General features: G+C 65.8%; 15 protein-coding genes. 4 read left to right on the top strand and 11 right to left on the bottom strand.

The window, feature by feature from the left end; translation table 11 throughout:
* Positions 1-481 precede the first annotated feature (481 nt).
* Together V5F59_RS10895 and V5F59_RS10890 are read left to right on the top strand one after the other, a co-directional pair.
* Positions 482-1,627 (top strand): FIST signal transduction protein, encoded by a 1,146-nt coding sequence (locus V5F59_RS10895; RefSeq protein ID WP_393977233.1) that lies wholly within the window; start codon positions 482-484, stop codon positions 1,625-1,627.
* A gap of 149 nt (positions 1,628-1,776) precedes the next feature.
* Positions 1,777-2,634: an aldo/keto reductase family protein gene (locus V5F59_RS10890; RefSeq protein ID WP_393977231.1), complete on the top strand. Its 858-nt coding sequence runs from the start codon at positions 1,777-1,779 to the stop codon at positions 2,632-2,634.
* Positions 2,635-2,690: 56 nt separating this feature from the next.
* Here the strand turns inward: V5F59_RS10890 and V5F59_RS10885 are convergent, their stop codons facing one another.
* From V5F59_RS10885 to V5F59_RS10845, 9 genes are all read right to left on the bottom strand, one after another.
* On the bottom strand, positions 2,691-3,539 hold the full coding sequence (locus V5F59_RS10885) for a fumarylacetoacetate hydrolase family protein (RefSeq protein WP_393977229.1): 849 nt from the start codon (positions 3,537-3,539) through the stop codon (positions 2,691-2,693).
* 82 nt (positions 3,540-3,621) lie between these two features.
* A complete protein-coding gene (locus V5F59_RS10880; RefSeq protein WP_393977227.1) occupies positions 3,622-4,773 on the bottom strand; it encodes an MFS transporter in 1,152 nt (383 codons plus the stop codon).
* A gap of 215 nt (positions 4,774-4,988) precedes the next feature.
* Positions 4,989-6,023 carry a 4-hydroxy-2-oxovalerate aldolase gene (gene dmpG, locus V5F59_RS10875; RefSeq protein ID WP_393977225.1) on the bottom strand — a complete coding sequence of 345 codons (1,035 nt, stop codon included), beginning with the start codon at positions 6,021-6,023 and terminating at the stop codon, positions 4,989-4,991.
* Positions 6,023-6,970, bottom strand: coding sequence for an acetaldehyde dehydrogenase (acetylating) (locus tag V5F59_RS10870; RefSeq protein ID WP_393977223.1), 948 nt, complete (start codon positions 6,968-6,970; stop codon positions 6,023-6,025). The genes dmpG and V5F59_RS10870 overlap by 1 nt, the downstream gene beginning before the upstream one ends.
* Positions 6,967-7,773: a 2-keto-4-pentenoate hydratase gene (locus V5F59_RS10865; RefSeq protein ID WP_393977221.1), complete on the bottom strand. Its 807-nt coding sequence runs from the start codon at positions 7,771-7,773 to the stop codon at positions 6,967-6,969. The genes V5F59_RS10870 and V5F59_RS10865 overlap by 4 nt, the downstream gene beginning before the upstream one ends.
* Before the next feature lie 6 nt (positions 7,774-7,779).
* Positions 7,780-8,646, bottom strand: coding sequence for an alpha/beta fold hydrolase (locus V5F59_RS10860; RefSeq protein WP_393977219.1), 867 nt, complete (start codon positions 8,644-8,646; stop codon positions 7,780-7,782).
* A gap of 1 nt (position 8,647) precedes the next feature.
* Complete coding sequence (locus V5F59_RS10855; RefSeq protein ID WP_393977217.1) at positions 8,648-9,208, bottom strand: flavin reductase family protein; 561 nt, start codon at positions 9,206-9,208, stop codon at positions 8,648-8,650.
* Between the two features lie 19 nt (positions 9,209-9,227).
* Positions 9,228-10,421: an acyl-CoA dehydrogenase family protein gene (locus tag V5F59_RS10850; RefSeq protein WP_393977215.1), complete on the bottom strand. Its 1,194-nt coding sequence runs from the start codon at positions 10,419-10,421 to the stop codon at positions 9,228-9,230.
* A 44-nt stretch (positions 10,422-10,465) separates the two neighbouring features.
* Positions 10,466-11,407 carry a 3-carboxyethylcatechol 2,3-dioxygenase gene (locus V5F59_RS10845; protein ID WP_393977213.1) on the bottom strand — a complete coding sequence of 314 codons (942 nt, stop codon included), beginning with the start codon at positions 11,405-11,407 and terminating at the stop codon, positions 10,466-10,468.
* A gap of 336 nt (positions 11,408-11,743) precedes the next feature.
* On the opposite strand from V5F59_RS10845, the gene V5F59_RS10840 reads away from it, so the two are divergent.
* Positions 11,744-12,529: a DNA-binding transcriptional regulator gene (locus tag V5F59_RS10840; protein WP_393977211.1), complete on the top strand. Its 786-nt coding sequence runs from the start codon at positions 11,744-11,746 to the stop codon at positions 12,527-12,529.
* Positions 12,530-12,712: 183 nt separating this feature from the next.
* Here V5F59_RS10840 and cls read toward each other — a convergent pair whose 3' ends face one another.
* Together cls and V5F59_RS10830 are read right to left on the bottom strand one after the other, a co-directional pair.
* A complete protein-coding gene (cls, locus tag V5F59_RS10835) occupies positions 12,713-14,158 on the bottom strand; it encodes a cardiolipin synthase (protein ID WP_393977209.1) in 1,446 nt (481 codons plus the stop codon).
* A 345-nt stretch (positions 14,159-14,503) separates the two neighbouring features.
* Complete coding sequence (locus V5F59_RS10830) at positions 14,504-14,884, bottom strand: tautomerase family protein (protein WP_393977207.1); 381 nt, start codon at positions 14,882-14,884, stop codon at positions 14,504-14,506.
* 95 nt (positions 14,885-14,979) lie between these two features.
* On the opposite strand from V5F59_RS10830, the gene V5F59_RS10825 reads away from it, so the two are divergent.
* On the top strand, positions 14,980-15,837 hold the full coding sequence (locus V5F59_RS10825) for a LysR family transcriptional regulator (protein WP_393977205.1): 858 nt from the start codon (positions 14,980-14,982) through the stop codon (positions 15,835-15,837).
* The last annotated feature ends 167 nt before the right edge of the window (positions 15,838-16,004 follow it).

Here is a 16,004-nt window from a genome sequence, read left to right as displayed (position 1 = left end):
GCGGCCTGTCAAGGCATTCGGGAACGCTGCGTCATTTTGCGGGAAGAACTCGGAATAGCCATCGGAAAGCTGATCTTCTCAAGGTTTCCACGCGGCTGTGACGCATTCAGCATCGTTCTCCATTCGGGGCTGGATCCCCCCCTGCAAGGCCGCTGGCGGGCCAATTCAAGGACCCGTGGAGCGGCGGAGCCCAAGGATGGGCATGATCGGGGCGACGCGGGATCTGAAACTGAAGGCCGCGATCCCCCTGAAGGGTCAGCCGGCCGAACCGGAACCCGCGGCATGGCGATTGCATCGAAGAACTGTCGATTTCAATGCCGTCATTCTTCAACAAAGGCGGTCCATCAATGGATCACAAAGGCCGCTGGCCGGGCGAGCGCATCCTTTCCGGAGCAGGCCAGGCCCGCTCCTTGCCTGCCCTCGTGGCGGGAACTGTACGCATCCGTGTTCATAGCCACACCTTTCATGCAGATCTCCTCACATGAGCAAATTCATCTATGCCCATGCCGGTGATGCCAACTGGCAGATGGCGCTTGGCTCCTGCTGGGCCCAGATCCGGCACCAGCGGCAGGACGCGTCCACGCCCAACCTGGGTTGGTGCTACCTTACCGACCACCACACCTCCGCCGCGGGAAACATCATGGAGGCGCTCCGGGAGCGCCTGCCCGAGGTTCATTGGGTCGGCACGGTCGGGATCGGAGTGGCCGCCGAGGCGGTGGAATATTTCGACGCGCCGGGCATGGTGCTGATGCTCGCCGACCTGCCGGATGGCTCCTTCAGGCTCTTCTCCAGCCCCAGCCCGCTGGACGCCCACGGTTTCGAGGCTTTCACCGCCCTGGTGCACGCCGACGGAACAAGCCCGGACCTGCCCGATCAGCTCAAGGCCCTGAGCGGGAGGACCGCCACCGGCTACCTTTTCGGCGGGCTGTCCTCAGCGCGGAACCAGCCTTTGCTCTTCGCCGACGAGGTTCTGCTGGGCGGTCTTTCCGGTGTGGCCTTCGCGCATGAGGTGCCCGCTCTGTCGCGCGTCACCCAGGGGTGCCAGCCCATCGGACCCCAGCGCATCATCACCCGTGCCGAGGGCAATTATCTGGTGTCCCTCGACAATCGCCCCGCCCTGGCTTGCGCGCTGGCGGACCTGGGCCTCGGCGAGGAGATCCCCGATCCGGAGCTGCGCCAGGAGCTTGCCCAGACCCTCGCGGGGCTGAGCACCCCCGGCGAGGACGTGTCCGCCAAGCCCGGACAGTTCGGCACCAACACGGAGGTGCGCCACCTGCTCGGCGTCGGGCGCAAGGCCGGGGTGCTTGTGGTGGCGGAGCAGATCAAGGCCGGCATGCAGCTCGCGTTCTGCAAGCGCAACGCCGAGGCGGCGAAGGCCGATCTGCGGCGCATCGTCTCCGAGGTGCGAGCCCAGGCCGAGGCGGCCGGCGGCATCCGGGGCGCACTTTACATCAGCTGCTCCGGGCGGGGCGGCCCCCATTTCGGCAAGGCCAATGCCGAATTCCAAATGGTGAGCGAAGGCCTCGGCCCGGTGCCGCTGGTCGGCTTCTTCGCCGGTGGCGAAATCGCCCGGCACCATCTTTACGGATACACCGGGGTGTTGACGGTCTTCACCGAAGCAGCCTGAGACAGGACAAAAGCGCGATGCACCGAGCCCCGCTTCTTTCCCATAGCTTTGCCAGCTTGCCTCTTCCGCCGATGACCCGCGCCCCACTCGGGCGGGGTGCCGCGGCGGCCGCGGAGTCCTGAGCGATGTCAGCGCCGGATCGGGCCGGAATGCCTGGCGGCGAGGACCCGCGCCACATCGTTTCCGCCTGTGGTGTGAGGATGCCCCGCATCATCTACGGCACCGCCTGGAAGAAGGAGCGCACCGCGGAGCTGGTGGAGCTTGCCGTGCGTTCCGGCTTCCGGGGCATCGACACCGCCTGCCAGCCCAAGCATTACCATGAGCCGGGGGTCGGCGCAGGGCTCGCGGCCGCCCTTGGCCAGGGGCTGAGCCGCGCGGACATCTATCTTCAGACCAAGTTCACTCCGGTCAAGGGGCAGGACCCGGACCACCTTCCCTACGACCCCGCCGCCGGCCTTGGAGAGCAGGTGCGCCAGTCCTTCGCGGCGTCGCTCATGAACCTCGGCACCTCGTACCTGGATTGCCTCGTCCTCCACTCTCCCTATCCGGACGACGCGGATACCTTGGAAGTGTGGCGGGCCATGGAGGGCCTCTTTGAGCAGGGCGGCGCGCGGCAGCTGGGCATCAGCAACTGCTATGAGCCGAGCCGGCTGAAGGCCATACATGGGCAGGCCCGCATCAAGCCTGCGGTGATCCAGAACCGGTTCTACGGCAAGACCGGCTACGATCGGGACATCCGCGCCTTCTGCCGGGAAAGCGGGATGCTGTACCAGAGCTTCTGGACCCTGACCGCCAATCCCGGTGTCCTGTCCCAGCCCGTTCTCATGAAGATGGCCGAAAGACATGGGCGAACGCCCGCCCAGATCTTCTTTCGCTTTCTGACCCAGCAGAACATCGTTTGCCTGACCGGCACTTCCTCGCCTGACCATATGGCGCAGGATCTCGCCATCTTCGATTTTCGCCTGAGCGCGTCGGAATGCGACAAGGTCGACGCTTTGCTGCGGTGATGCGCACTTGGCGGGGTCGATGACCTCGCCAGATTGGCGGCTTCAAAACGACCGTGTCAGGCCCAAGCCCGCACCCGTTGTCTCTGGCGCCCGAGCTTGTCGATGCCGAGTTCCATCACGTCGCCGGCCTTCAGGTAGATCGGCTCCGGCCTTTGCCCCATGCCCACGCCTGGTGGCGTGCCGGTCGTGATCACGTCGCCTGGAAACAGGGTCATGATCCGGCTGATGTAGCTCACCAGCGACGCCACGTCGAAGATCATCGTCCGCGTGCTGCCGCTCTGCATGCGCTGACCGTTCAGGTCGAGCCACATGTCCAGCGCGTGCGGGTCAGGGACCTCCTCGGCGGTGACGAGATACGGGCCGATCGGACCGAAGGTGTCGAAGCCCTTCCCCTTGTCCCAGGTGCCACCGCGCTCCAGCTGGTATTCGCGTTCGGAGACGTCGTTCACCAGGCAGTATCCTGCCACGTGGGAAAATGCGTCTTCCCTGGAGACGTATCGCGCGGTCTTTCCAATGACGATGCCCAATTCGACTTCCCAATCACCTTTGGTGGAAGCCGGCGGAAGGACAACGTCGTCGTTCGGCCCCACGATGCAGCTCGTGGCCTTGGAAAAGATGACGGGTTCGCTCGGCAGGGCCATGTTCGCCTCGGCCGCGTGATCCGCATAGTTCAGACCGACGGCGATGAACTTGCCGATACCGGCGACCGGGCATCCCAGGCGAGGCTCCCCCTCCACAAGGGGCAGCATGGAAAGATCGAGGGCGGACAGCCGCGCAATGCCCGCCGCCGACAGGACATCGCCCGAGATGTCCCCGACCTCCCCCGAGAGGTCGCGGATACGCCCGTTGCCATCAAGCACGCCCGGCTTTTCCTCTCCGGCGGGTCCAAAGCGCAAGAACTTCATTTCATGTTCCCTCCGTGCGAGCCAACGCCTTCCGCTCCTCGGCCCCGAGCCCCCGTGACACCCGGAGGCTCGGGTGCGCGGCTCAGGCGAGGGCCGGGCGAAACCGTTTGCCCACCAGGGCGAGGGTGCCCAGGCCGCAGACCATGATGATGGGCACCAGCAACAGCATGACATCCGCCGGCGTGCTGCCTTGCGCCACCAGCACCCCGGCGAGCAGGGGGCCGGCCATGGAGCCCAGACGGCCGACGGCAACCACCACGCCCACGCCGGTTCCCCGGATCTCCGCCGGATAGCATTGGGGGGCGATGCCATAGAGGATCGACTGCACGCACAGCACGCCCACGCCCGCCAGAGTCACGGTGACGAGCATGGTCGCGGGCGCTGGCGGAAGCAGGCCCAGCATCGCGAGAGCGGCAGCCACGAAGGCGAAGCTGGCGCCGATGGCGACGATGCGCTGGCGGCCGTCAAGAACCCGCCCGCCGATGAGGCTGCCCACGGTGCCGCCGAGGCTGTAGAGGATCAGCGCCAGCGAGGCCTGGCTACGCGAGAAGCCCTGCGCCACCAGCAGTTGCGGCAGCCAGTTCATCAGCAGGTAGACCACCATCAGGCCCAGGAAGAAGGCGCTCCAGAGCAGCAGCGTGGCGACCATGGCGTCGGGGCGGAACACCTCGGTCCACGGTGTCTTCCGCCCGGAGAGGCTCGGCGCCATCTTCAGGGGCGGCAGGCCGGCGTAGATGAAGGGCACGAGAAGCAACGGCAGGATGCCGCCCACAAGGAAGATGGAGCGCCAGTCGCCGCCGTGGAGGTCCAGCAGGGCGACGAGGCTCGCCACCGCCGCGCCCAGCGGCATCCCGGCATACATGAGGGCGACCGCCCTCCCCTTCCGGTCCGGGCCAACCGCTTCCGAGGCGATGGACACGAGGTTCGGCAAGGCGCCGCCGAGCCCGACCCCGGTGAGGAAGCGGAGCGCGATCAGCGTCTCGACAGAGGTGGCGAGGATGGTGGCGAGGGAGGCGATCCCGAACGCCACGAGCGCTATGACGAGGCCGGCACGCCGGCCCCAGCGATCGGCCGTATAGCCGCCGACGAGGGCACCGAACATCAGCCCCAAGGTGGCGGCTGAGAAGAACAGTCCCATCTGCTGGGGCGTCATGTGGAAGGCCGGGCCGATCTTCGGTGCGGCGATGCCCGCCGCCTGCAGATCGAAGCCTTCGATCACGGCGGCGAGAGACACGTAAAGGAGCGCCCTGCTTCCCGCAGAGGCCGATTTCAAGGCAGTCGTCATTTGCTTTTCCTCCCGTCTGGCGCGGCCTGTTGCGGCCGCTGTGTTATGGTTCCGCCGATGGCAGGCTCGCCCGGCGGTTCGGTTTCGGTGCACATCGCCCGTCACGCGCATCACAAGCCGCGTGGGCGACCGGCGGGCTTGGCCGATTGTCGGGATCCGACCCGTCAGGCGACGGCGCCCCTCGCCTGGGCGAGGTCGAGAGCGACGTCGACGATCATGTCCTCCTGGCCGCCCACCATGCGGCGGCGACCGAGCTCGGCGAGGATCTCGCGGGTGTCGACGCCGTAGAGCTTCGCGGCGTTCTCCGCGTGGCGCAGGAAGCTCGAATAGACCCCCGCATAGCCGAGCGAGAGGCTCTCGCGGTCCACCCGCACCGGGCGATCCTGCAGCGGCCGGACGAGGTCGTCGGCAGCGTCCATCAGGGCATGGAGGTCGCAGCCGGTCTCGATGCCCTTGCGGTTCAGCACGGCGATGAGCGCCTCCAATGGCGCGTTGCCGGCCCCCGCGCCCATTCCGGCGAGGGAGGCGTCCACGCGCACCGCCCCCGCCTCGATGCCGGCCACCGCATTGGCAATTCCAAGGGTGAGGTTGTGGTGGGTGTGAACGCCGATTTCGGTCTCGGGCTTGAGCGCATCCCTCAGCACCTTGACGCGTTCAGTATAGTCCTCGGGCAGGAGGGCCCCGGCGGAATCCGTCACGTAGACGCATTCCGCCCCATAGCTTTCCATCAGCTTCGCCTGCTCGGCCAGGGGCCCGGCCGGGATCATGTGCGCCATCATCAGGAAGCTCGCCGTGTCCATGCCCAGCGCACGGGCGGCCTCGATATGCTGGCGCGCCACATCCGCCTCGGTGCAGTGGGTGCACACGCGCACCGAGCGCGCACCGGCGTCATAGGCGGCCTTCAGGTCGTGCACCGTGCCGATGCCCGGAATGAGCAGCACGGTGACCACCGCGTGGGTGCATTCCTCGGCCACCGCGGCGATCCATTCGGCATCATCATGGGCGCCGAAACCGTAGTTGAAGGTGGAGCCGGTGAGACCGTCTCCGTGGCTGATCTCGATGGCGTCCACCTTGGCCCGGTCGAGGGCCCGGGCGATGGCCCGCGTGGAGGCGAGGTCGTACTGGTGCCGCAGCGCGTGCATGCCGTCGCGCAGGGTGACGTCCTGGATGTAGAGCTTGTCCGTGTTCGGGCGAGCCATCACGCGGCCTCCTTCGCAAGCGCGCGGGCGGCCCAGCGGTCCGCAGTCACCAGCGCAGCCGATGTCATGATGTCGAGATTGCCGGCATAGGCCGGCAGGTAGTGCGCGGCGCCCTCCACCTCCAGCAGGATGGTGGTCTTCAGGCCCGAGACATTGCCGATGCCGGGGATGCGCACCGGCGCGTTGTCGCCGATGACCTCGAACTGCACCTTCTGCTTCAGCCGGTAGCCGGGGACATAGGCCTGGACGGTCGCCACCATGTCGAGGATGGATGCCTCGATCGCCTCCCGGTCGCCGCCCTGGCTGAGGGTGAACACCGTGTCGCGCATGATGAGCGGCGGCTCGGCGGGATTGAGGATGATCACCGCCTTGCCTCGCTCGGCCCCGCCCAGCACCTCGATGGCCTTCGAGGTGGTCTCGGTGAACTCGTCGATGTTCGCCCGCGTGCCGGGGCCGGCGGATTTCGAGGAGATGGAGGCGACGATCTCGCCCCAGACTACCCGGTCGGTGGCGCGGCGCACGGCATGGACCATGGGGATGGTGGCCTGTCCGCCGCACGTGACCATGTTGACGTTGGGGGCGTCGAGATTGGCCTCGCCGTTGATGGCGGGGATGGTGAAGGGGCCGACCGCCGCCGGGGTGAGGTCGATGACCTTCTTGCCGTCCTTCTGGAGCAGCGCGTTGTTGGTGAGGTGCGCCTTGGCGGAAGTGGCGTCGAACACCACGCCGATCTCGGCATATCCCGGCAGTCGCCTAAGGCCGTCGATGCCCTCGTGGGTTACCGGAACGCTGAGGCGGGCCGCACGGGCGAGGCCGTCCGAAGCCGGATCGATACCCACCATGGCCCCCATCTCCAGGTGCCGCGCGGTGCGCATGATCTTGATCATCAGGTCGGTGCCGATATTGCCCGAGCCGATGATGGCGGCTTTGATCCTGGGCGTGCTCATGCCTTCTTCTCCAAGGTGCCGGACGTCCCGATGGAAACCTTGACAGAGCCGAGGCCCGAGATGCGCGCCTCGAGCACATCGCTCGGCGCAACCGGAACCATGGGGCCGAGCGCGCCGCTCAGAACCACGTCTCCGGCCCTGAGCGGTGTGTCCAGCGCTGCGCAGGTGCGGGCGAGCCACAGCACCGCCGTCAGCGGATTGCCGAGGCAAGCCGCCCCGCTGCCGAAGGATGCGGCGACGCCGTTGCGCTCAAGCGCCATGCCGAGGCCGGCAAGGTCGACGTCATCCAGCCGGCGGATGGGGCCGCCCACCACGTAGCATCCGCTGGAAGCGTTGTCGGCGACGGTGTCGGAGATGCGGATATCCCAGTTCTTCACCCGGCTGCCCACGATCTCGATGGCCGGTGCCACATGGTCGATGGCGCGGCACACCTCGGTAGGCGTGACGTCCCGCGCGGTCAGGTCCGATTTCAGGACGAACGCCACCTCCGCCTCGGCCTTCGGCTGGAGCAGACGGGCGAAGGGAACCTCCTCGCCGTCGCAATACTCCATGTCGGCGAACAGCACGCCGAAGTCCGGCTGGTCGACGCCGAGCTGTTGCTGGACCGCACGGGAGGTGAGGCCGATCTTGCGGCCGACCAGGCGCCGGCCGCCCTCGACTGCCCTTCGGGTGTTGATGAACTGGACCTGGTAGGCGGCCTGAAGATCGAGACCGATCAGGTCCCTGACCGGCTCGCATGGCGTGCCGGCGCGCGCCGCGTCGGACAGGCGGTCCGCCGCTTCAAGTATCTGCTCTGCGCTCATCGGAAATCACCTTGAAAGAAATTCGAGCACGAGGGCGTTGAACGCCTTCCAGTGCTCCCACTGGGCCCAATGCCCGCAATTGTTGAAGACGTGCAGCTCCGAATTGGGGATGCCGGCGAGGAGGCGGAGCCCCGCATCCATGGGCACGAAGCGGTCGTTGCGGCCCCAGATGACGAGGGTCGGCGCGCCGATCTCGCCGAGGCGGGGGCCGAAATCGGGATACGGCTTCGGATTGGCCACAAGGCTCGCGACGAAGTTCTCCAGATGGTCCCGGCGCTTCAGCATGTTGTCGAGCCGCGCCTGGAACAGCTCTTCGGTGAGGTCCCCGGGGTCGAAGACGAAGACGTTCATCATCGCCTTCAGGTTTTCGATGGTGGGCGCGCGATACAGCCCGTTGAGCAGCTTGATGCCTTCCGTGGGCATGGGGGTGAACGGGCTCACCCCGCCGGTGCCGCCGCCCATGAGCACCAGCTTGCCGACCCGGTCCGGATGGTCGAGGGCAAAGGCCACCGCGCTGTGGCCGCCCATGGAATTGCCCAGGATATGGATGCGCCCGAGGCCGAGCGCATCGACGACGCCGGCGAGCACGCGGGCATTGAGGTTCGAGCGAGAGCCGGTGTTGACGATGCTGTCGCTCTTGCTCCAGCCGGGGCAATCCACGAGTAGGATCCGGAAGCCGGCGTCCACCAACGGCGTGATGTTACGGTTGAAGTTGGCCCAGCCCGAGGCGCCGGGGCCGGAGCCGTGCAGCATCACCACTGTCTCGCGGGCGTTGCCGGGGTCGCAATCGTTGTAGTGGATGTTGAGCTCGCCCTCACCCTCGCGGATGCGGACGAAGCGGCTGGTTTCGGATTCAGTGAAGGGCTGGCTCATCTCACACCTCCAGGGGGCTGATGCGGCAGAAGGCGCCGTTCACATAGATCAGGGGCTCGCCGCCGGCGGGCTCGGAGGCATCCAGCACCTCACACAGCAACGCGTGATGGGTGCTCTCGTCGAACACCTTGACCACCCGGCAGTCGAAGGTGGCGAGGGCGCCCTCCAGCACGGGCGCCCCGGAGACGCGGCTGTGCCAGGTGCCGTGCTCGAAGCGGGCGGGGCCGAACACCCCCTCCACCATTCCGGCGAACACCTTGGCGAGGTGCGCCTGGCTTGCCGCCAGCACGTTGATGCACAAGGCGCCGCTGGCAAGGATGGACTCCGCGGCGGCCACCTTCTTGTTGACCAGCACCACCATGCGGGGCGGATCGACGGTGACCGAGCACACCGCCGTGGCAGTGAGCCCCACCGCGGTCCCGCCATCCCGGCTGGTGATGATGGACACGCCGGATGCCAGGTGCCGCATGCCGGCGCGGTGGTCGTCCGCATTGACGGTGGGCAGGTGGCGCAGCGCTTCGTTCGACGCCCAATCGAGCCGCTGGTTGATGTTCGATGTCATCGCACGATCTCCCGGGCGCTCACGGCCGCACACCGAAGGGGTTTGCCGCCGGCATGGGATTGCCGAGCATCTGACCGCCGAGGAGGTCGCCGATATTGTCCTGGTTCTGGGTGATGTGATTGGCACCCACGAGGATGTCGCGCAGCTGCCGTTGCATGGGGTTGTTCAGCCAGACACCTCGCGTCGACGTCTTCTTGAAGATCATGTGCGCGGCCTCGAAGCATTCGCCACCGGTGAACTGGTTGGTGGCGAAATGGCGCACGCGCACATCGAGGGGTACCAGCTCGCCGCGCTCGGCATAGCTCCAGGCCTCGTCCGTGTTATGCAGGATGCGGGCGGCCGCCCCCAGGATCTTGGCTGAGGCCTCGCCCAGCCGGCCCTTGATGAAGGGGTCGTTTACTGCCGCACCGATGGCCTGGTTCAGGTTCTGCCGCGGCCGCATGTGCTCGATGTAGAGATCGGCCATGCCGCGGGCCATGCCGACGAGAACGGACGACACGGCCGCATAGAACACATAGAAAAACGGCATCTTGTATAGATTTTCCACGTGACCATGTGTGTTCTCGCCATAGGCGGCAATGACATGGCTACGGTGGGAGGGAACAAATGCATTCGTAACCACCAGCTTCTTGCTGCCGGTGCCCGCAAGCCCCACGACGAACCAGTCGTCGACGATCTCGAAATCACCCTTTTGCGCCCAGAAGGAGCGAAACACCTGCTCGCCATTTTCCACGACGCGGCCGCCGAGGAAGGCGCCGCCGTCGGCGTGGTCGCAACCGCTGGAGGTGAGCCACTCGCCCTTGAGCACGTAGCCGCCTTCCACCGCCGTCACGGTACCGAACGGGGCATAGGAGGAGGAGACGAGGCGGCTGGTATCCTCGCCCCACAATTCGTCGCCGCAGCGCGGGTCGAGCAGCCCCACCTCGAACGGGTGCACGCCAAGGACCATGACGTTCCAGGCGCTCGACGGGCAACCCCGGGCGAGTTCCATCAGCACCTTGTTGAGCACGTTGGGGCTCATCTCATAGCCACCCCAGCGACGCGGCTGGAGGATGCGGAAAAAGCCCGCATCCTGGAAGGCCTGGATGGTGGCCGGCGGAACCATGCGGGCCTTCTCGACCGCCTCGGCCTGCTCACGCAGCCAGGGAACCATGGCCTCCGCGCGGGCCACGATCTCGGCTTCCGTGGGTGTGCATCTCGATCTGTCCAACATGCTGATTCTCCTGGCGTTCCTCGCTGGGCTTCGCGTGCACGCTGTCAGCGTGGCTCGGCGCTCATGACGCCGTAGCCGGCGATCCATTCGTTGATCGGGCGGTAGTAGTCGCGCCGGGCGCTGTAGCCGCCCTGCGCCGCGGCGAGGGCAGCGAACGCGGCCACCCAGGTGCGCACCTCGTGGGTGGAGCGGCCGGCTTCCTTCGAGATCTCCTCGATGCTGAAATCGTCCACGGTGTCGAGGCGCCCATCCAGTAGAAGATCGATAAAGGCTTGATCCCATTCGACATTGAGGGGCGTCTGCGTGGAAAGCGCCGAGCCGTAGATCTTGCCGGCCGCGATGGTGCGTTCCTGCCGCGCCGCGCGTGCCTCAGGGGTCGGATTGCGCCCGCAGATCAGGAATTCGCTGATGGCATCGGAGGCCCCGTCCAGCAACGGCACAGGCGGCTCGTGGGACAGCCCTCCCGTCCCCACTACGAGGACGCGCTTATCGAGCGTGGCGATGAATTGCCCGACCACTTCCCCGAGCCGGCGAACCCGCCGATAGGGGGCGAAGGGCGGCGCAACGGAATTGATGATGATGGGGATCACCGGGTAGCGCATAAGGCTGCCGGTAAGCTCCTCCAGGGTCTGTGTGCAGCCGTGGTCGACCTGCAGGCGGTGAGACACCGAGATGTCCACGTCGCGGTCCAGGATGAAGCGCGCCATCTGGAGCGCCAGGTCGCGCGCCACCGAGAGCGGGCCAGGCAATGTCATGTAATCGCCGACAGATTCCGCAGCTGTCGCAATGACGAACGGCGGCATCAGGTCGTAGAAGAGGCCGTTATAGTGATCCGGAGCAAAGATCACGATCAGTTCCGGATCGAACGCTTCCACATCGGCGCGGGCGTGGGCGAGGACAGCGTCGACTTCGGCGGTCACTTCCGGCGCGGGATCGTTGAGGCCACGCAAGGGCGTGTGCGAAAGGCACTTGAGCTTGATGTTCATGGCGGCTCCCTCGACCATGGAAGCTGCGTGCCATCGACTGCGCGTGGCTCGCTCCTCCCTTCCCGGTCGCGTTCTTCGTTTTGAGCGAGGTCACTCTAGGGGCCGCGGCGGCGAGGAAGGAATATCAAACCGCCCGTGCGTGCACTCAGTGCACATGCTTGATTATAAACGCATTTTCATGTTGTGGCCGAACGGCCGCTCGGCACCTCCGAGCCCCGAGATTCAGCGATTGCGAGCGTTTCCAGCCACTCCCGCAACAAAGGAGGAGCCCCCTGCCCCGTGCAAGGCATCGGGATTTTTGCGCTATGCTTGCGAAAAACATGGGAGCGAAACGTCATGGCGGGTGCAAACCGCTACAAGAGCGTTCGGGGACTGAGCCGCGGCCTTGTTCTGCTCAATGTCCTCAATCGCATCGACGGAGGCGCCAGCGTCGCGCGCCTCGCGGAGCAGACAAAGCTGCACCGCACCACCGTGCACCGTCTTCTGGAGACCTTGCAGGAGGAAGGCTATGTTCGTCGCAGCGAATCCGACGATCGGTACTGCCTGAACCTTCGGGTGCGCGAGCTCAGTGAAGGTTTCCGCGACGAACACTGGATTTCCGCGCTCGCCTCCCCCCTGCTGGGGCAGTTGCTGAAAGAGGTCGTCTGGCCGACCGACCTGTGCACCTTCGATGTCGACGCCATGGTGGTCCGGGAGACGACGCATCGCTTCAGCAAGCTGTCGTTTCATCGGTCCATGATCGGCCGTCGCCTGCCGATGCTGCAGACCGCGAGCGGCACGGCCTACCTGGCGTTCTGCCCGGAGGAGGAGCGCGAGAGCATCATCGATTTCCTGGCAAGGCAACCGAGGATGGAATGCCGGCTGGCCCGTGACCGGCCCGCCCTGGACGACCTCCTGGCCCGGGTCGTGCAGCGAGGCTATGGCGATAACCACATGAACTGGACGGACGAACCGAAGATGGCCGGGATCGCGATTCCCATCCACGGCCGGCAAGGGCTCCTGGGCTGCCTCAGCCTCGTCTACGTCGCCTCAGCCATGACCACAGCGACCGCGGCGTCTCGCTACCTTGATGCAATTCGCAGGACCGTCAAAGCGATAGAGTCCGGATCAGAAAATACTTAAGGCTGCATTATTTTACTTCTAGAGAAATTGCGCGTGCTGAAAGCCCGTGACGGAAGCCTTTCGTGTGCGGATTGTTTGGCAGGCTGGCAGATGGCACGGCCCGTCAATGGCCTCTGGAGCTTTCTCCTCTTGCCATTCTTCGAGGGGAGTTCGAGGCGCCGGCGCGCCCTGCCGTCGAAAGGCTCAGAGCACCGGACCGAGCATCGCGATGGAATTGTTCCAGAGCTGCCGCCAAAGGCTGTAGGCCTCCACCTGCGCCCGCGTCACCGGCGTTGCAGCGTCGATGAACACCTGCTGACGCGCCCGCATCGCGCGGGTGAAGAACTCATCATGGAGCAGGATGTTGTTCTCCGCATTCAACTCAAAGCTCCGGCGGTCGATGTTGGCGGAGCCGATCAGCGTCGTCTCGCCGTCGAAGGTGAGCGTCTTGGCATGCAGCAGGCCTCCCACATATTCACGGATCTCTACGCCAGCCTCCAGCAGATCGCGATAATAGCTCCGGCTCGCTGCCGCCACGATCCAGGAATCATTGCGGTGGGGAAACACGATGGTGGTTGCCACCCCCCGCCGGGCGCTGGCGCACAGGGCCGCCTGGATCGGCTCGTCCGGGACATAATAGGGCGTGGTAATCACAAGCTCGCGCCGTGCCGCGTTCATGAGCGCGACGAAGGTCTCCGGCATGGCCGAGTAGCGCACCCCCGCTCCGGAGCCGATCACCTGAGCGATAAATCCCGGCACGGGTGTGGGCAGCGCTTCAGAGAACAGGGAAGTCAGGTCCTCATCCGTCTGGGCCATCCAGCTGCTGGCAAAGAGATGCTGGTTCTGCCGAACCACAGGCCCCTCGAACCGCGCCATCACGTCGACCCAGGGCGCGAATTTGGCCTTCACCGCAAAGGCGGCATCCGCGCAATTCTGGCTGCCGCAATAGGTGATGGCATTGTCGATCACCACGATCTTGCGGTGATTGCGCATGTCGATCCGGCCCTTGAGGGGCCGTAGCAGCAGATTGCCCACCGGCAGCGCCGCCGCGAGCCTCACTCCGCTCAAGGCCATGTCGCGCCAGTGGGCAGAACGGATCAGCGCCCGCGAGCCGAGATCATCTACGATCGCCCGGCAGACGACGCCGCGCGCGGCGGCGCGCTTCAGCGCCGCCATCACCTTCAGCCCGCTCTCGTCGGTGAGCCAGATATAGAACAGCACGTGCACGCTGTGGCGGGCCGCATCGATGTCCGCGACCATGGCGGCGATGGTGGACGCGGAATCCGGCAGCAGAATTGCCCGGTTGCCGGAGACCGGCAGATAGTGGTTCACCGAATATCCGACCCGGAACAACGGCACACACCGTTCGGGGATCGCCGCCTCGGCGGACGCGCCGGCCACCTGTTCGGCGCGCGGAAGGGCATCCAACGCCGCGCGCATCCGCCCGACCCGGCTGCGCCCCAGATTGGCTTCGCCCAACAGAACATATGCGAGCACGCCGATACCCGGCGCCAACGCGATCACCAGCACCCAGGCAAACCGCGAAGACGGCTCGCGGTGCGGTCGCAGCAGCGCGCGGATGATGAATATGAGCTGGAAACCCGCCTGGGTGGCAAACAGCATCCAGGCGATGACGGCGGAATCATGCATGTCGAAGGCTCGTGGGGCGAGCGATGGTTGCCGCATTAAACCATGTTCGCTGCCCGTGCGAAGGCGGGGACGTCGATCATGGCGGGCCCGGTCGTCGAGGTGAGCCAGTCGATGGCGACAAGATCGCCTTTCTCGACGCATCTGAGATGAAGACCGGCTCGACGCGGGTGCTGGCCCAGCGTTCTGCTGAATCTCTTTCGACTTCGACAAGGCCCAGCTGACGCCGGAAAGCGTTTCACCCCTGGCCCAAGATAGCAAAGCTGCTCCAGCTGCAGCCCCGCCTGAAGGTTGTGGCTCTCCCCGACCACCTCGAACGCGCGGAATTCGGCGCGTCGCCCGCTCGCTTCAGGCGTATTGAGCGAGGCCGTTGCCGAGCGACCAATTCTCCTTCGTCCCCTCGACAAGATTCACGAATACGTCCTCCGGCCGGACGCCAGGATCTTCGCCAAGCAGCTCCGCGATGCGCCGGAACAGAGCCTTCTTCTGCTCCACGGTGCGGGTGTTCATCACGCTGATCTGGATCAGCACGAGATCATCGCTCCGGGCGATGCCAAGATACGACGCGCCGTAGCGGAAGTTCGCCGCGTCGTGCTCCCGGATGGTCATGAACTGGTCGTCTTCCGGAACGTTGAACGTTTCGCGCATCGCGCGGTACAGGCTGTCGAAGATCGCCTGGCGGTAGGCATCCGACTTTCCGGCGCGCAGGGAGATGTGAACGAGCGGCATCGCGGGGCCTTTCCAGTTTGTCCTGGCTGGAATTTAGGCCTCACCTCATCATTCTGATATTCTATCATCGTGGATATCAATGATAACATTTGAAAATGATACAGCCTCCCCTCGACCTGGATGCCGTCCGGGCTTTCACCCGCATCGCGGAGCTCGGCAGTTTCACGCGCGCCGCGGAAGCCATGCGGACGACGCAAGCGGCGGTCAGCCTGAAGCTGAAGCGGCTGGAAGAGCGCCTCGGCTGTCGGCTCGTTGAGCGGACGCCCCGGTATGTGCAGCTGTCAGCGCGGGGCGAAGTCTTCCTCGAACATGCCCGCGAACTGCTGGACGCGCACGACCGCGCCCTGTCGGTGTTTGTCGAAGCCCGGCAGCGCCTCACCATCGGCATCAGCGACCATGTGGCGGGCCCGGAGCTTCCCGCGCTCATTGCCCGCATGAACGCGCAAGACCCTCAACTGCTGATCGAAATCCGGATAGGATCGTCCGGAGACCTGCTTCAGAGCTTCGACCGACGCGAACTCGACACGGTGATCGTCCGCCTGCATGCCGGGCGCAGTGATGGGGAGTTTCTGACTCAAGAGAAATTCGGCTGGTTCGCGGCGCCGACCTGGCAACATCGCGCGGGCGAGCCCCTGCCCCTTGCCACCATGGCCGAGCCCTGCGGCGTCCGCGCGATGGCCGGGCAGCTCCTGGATGCGGCAGGGGTGCCCTGGACGGAAGTCTTCGTCGGCGGTGGGGTTGCAGCGGTCGCAGCCGCCGTCATGGCCGGGCTTGGCGTTGCTGCGTTGGCACCGCGCATGCTCCCCTTCGGCGCCCTCGACGTCGGCCGCAAGCTCGGGCTTCCCGATTTACCGCGCTTGCCCGTCTTGCTGCACACGAGGGTCAAGGACGGCCGGCCGCGCGATGCGCTTGTGGCCCTTTCCGCCGCCTTCCGGAGCGTGGTGCGTGGCTAGATCACTCCCGGCAGACGCGTGACACAATTTTGCGTCCGGAATTGCCGTCAAACGGTGGCTTGGAGCCTTTCTGGCGAACCACAACGCCAGAAAGGCGGACCTCGAGAGGGCTCTCTGACGTTGACTCGTGCACCGTCCCCCAGCCCCGGCGGCTTGGGGAGAATGAG

Source organism: Xanthobacter nonsaccharivorans, from assembly GCF_043194755.2.
Lineage (GTDB): Bacteria > Pseudomonadota > Alphaproteobacteria > Rhizobiales > Xanthobacteraceae > Xanthobacter > Xanthobacter autotrophicus_G.
Note: the sequence above shows the minus strand (reverse complement) of the source record. Positions and strands in the feature narration are given on the sequence as shown.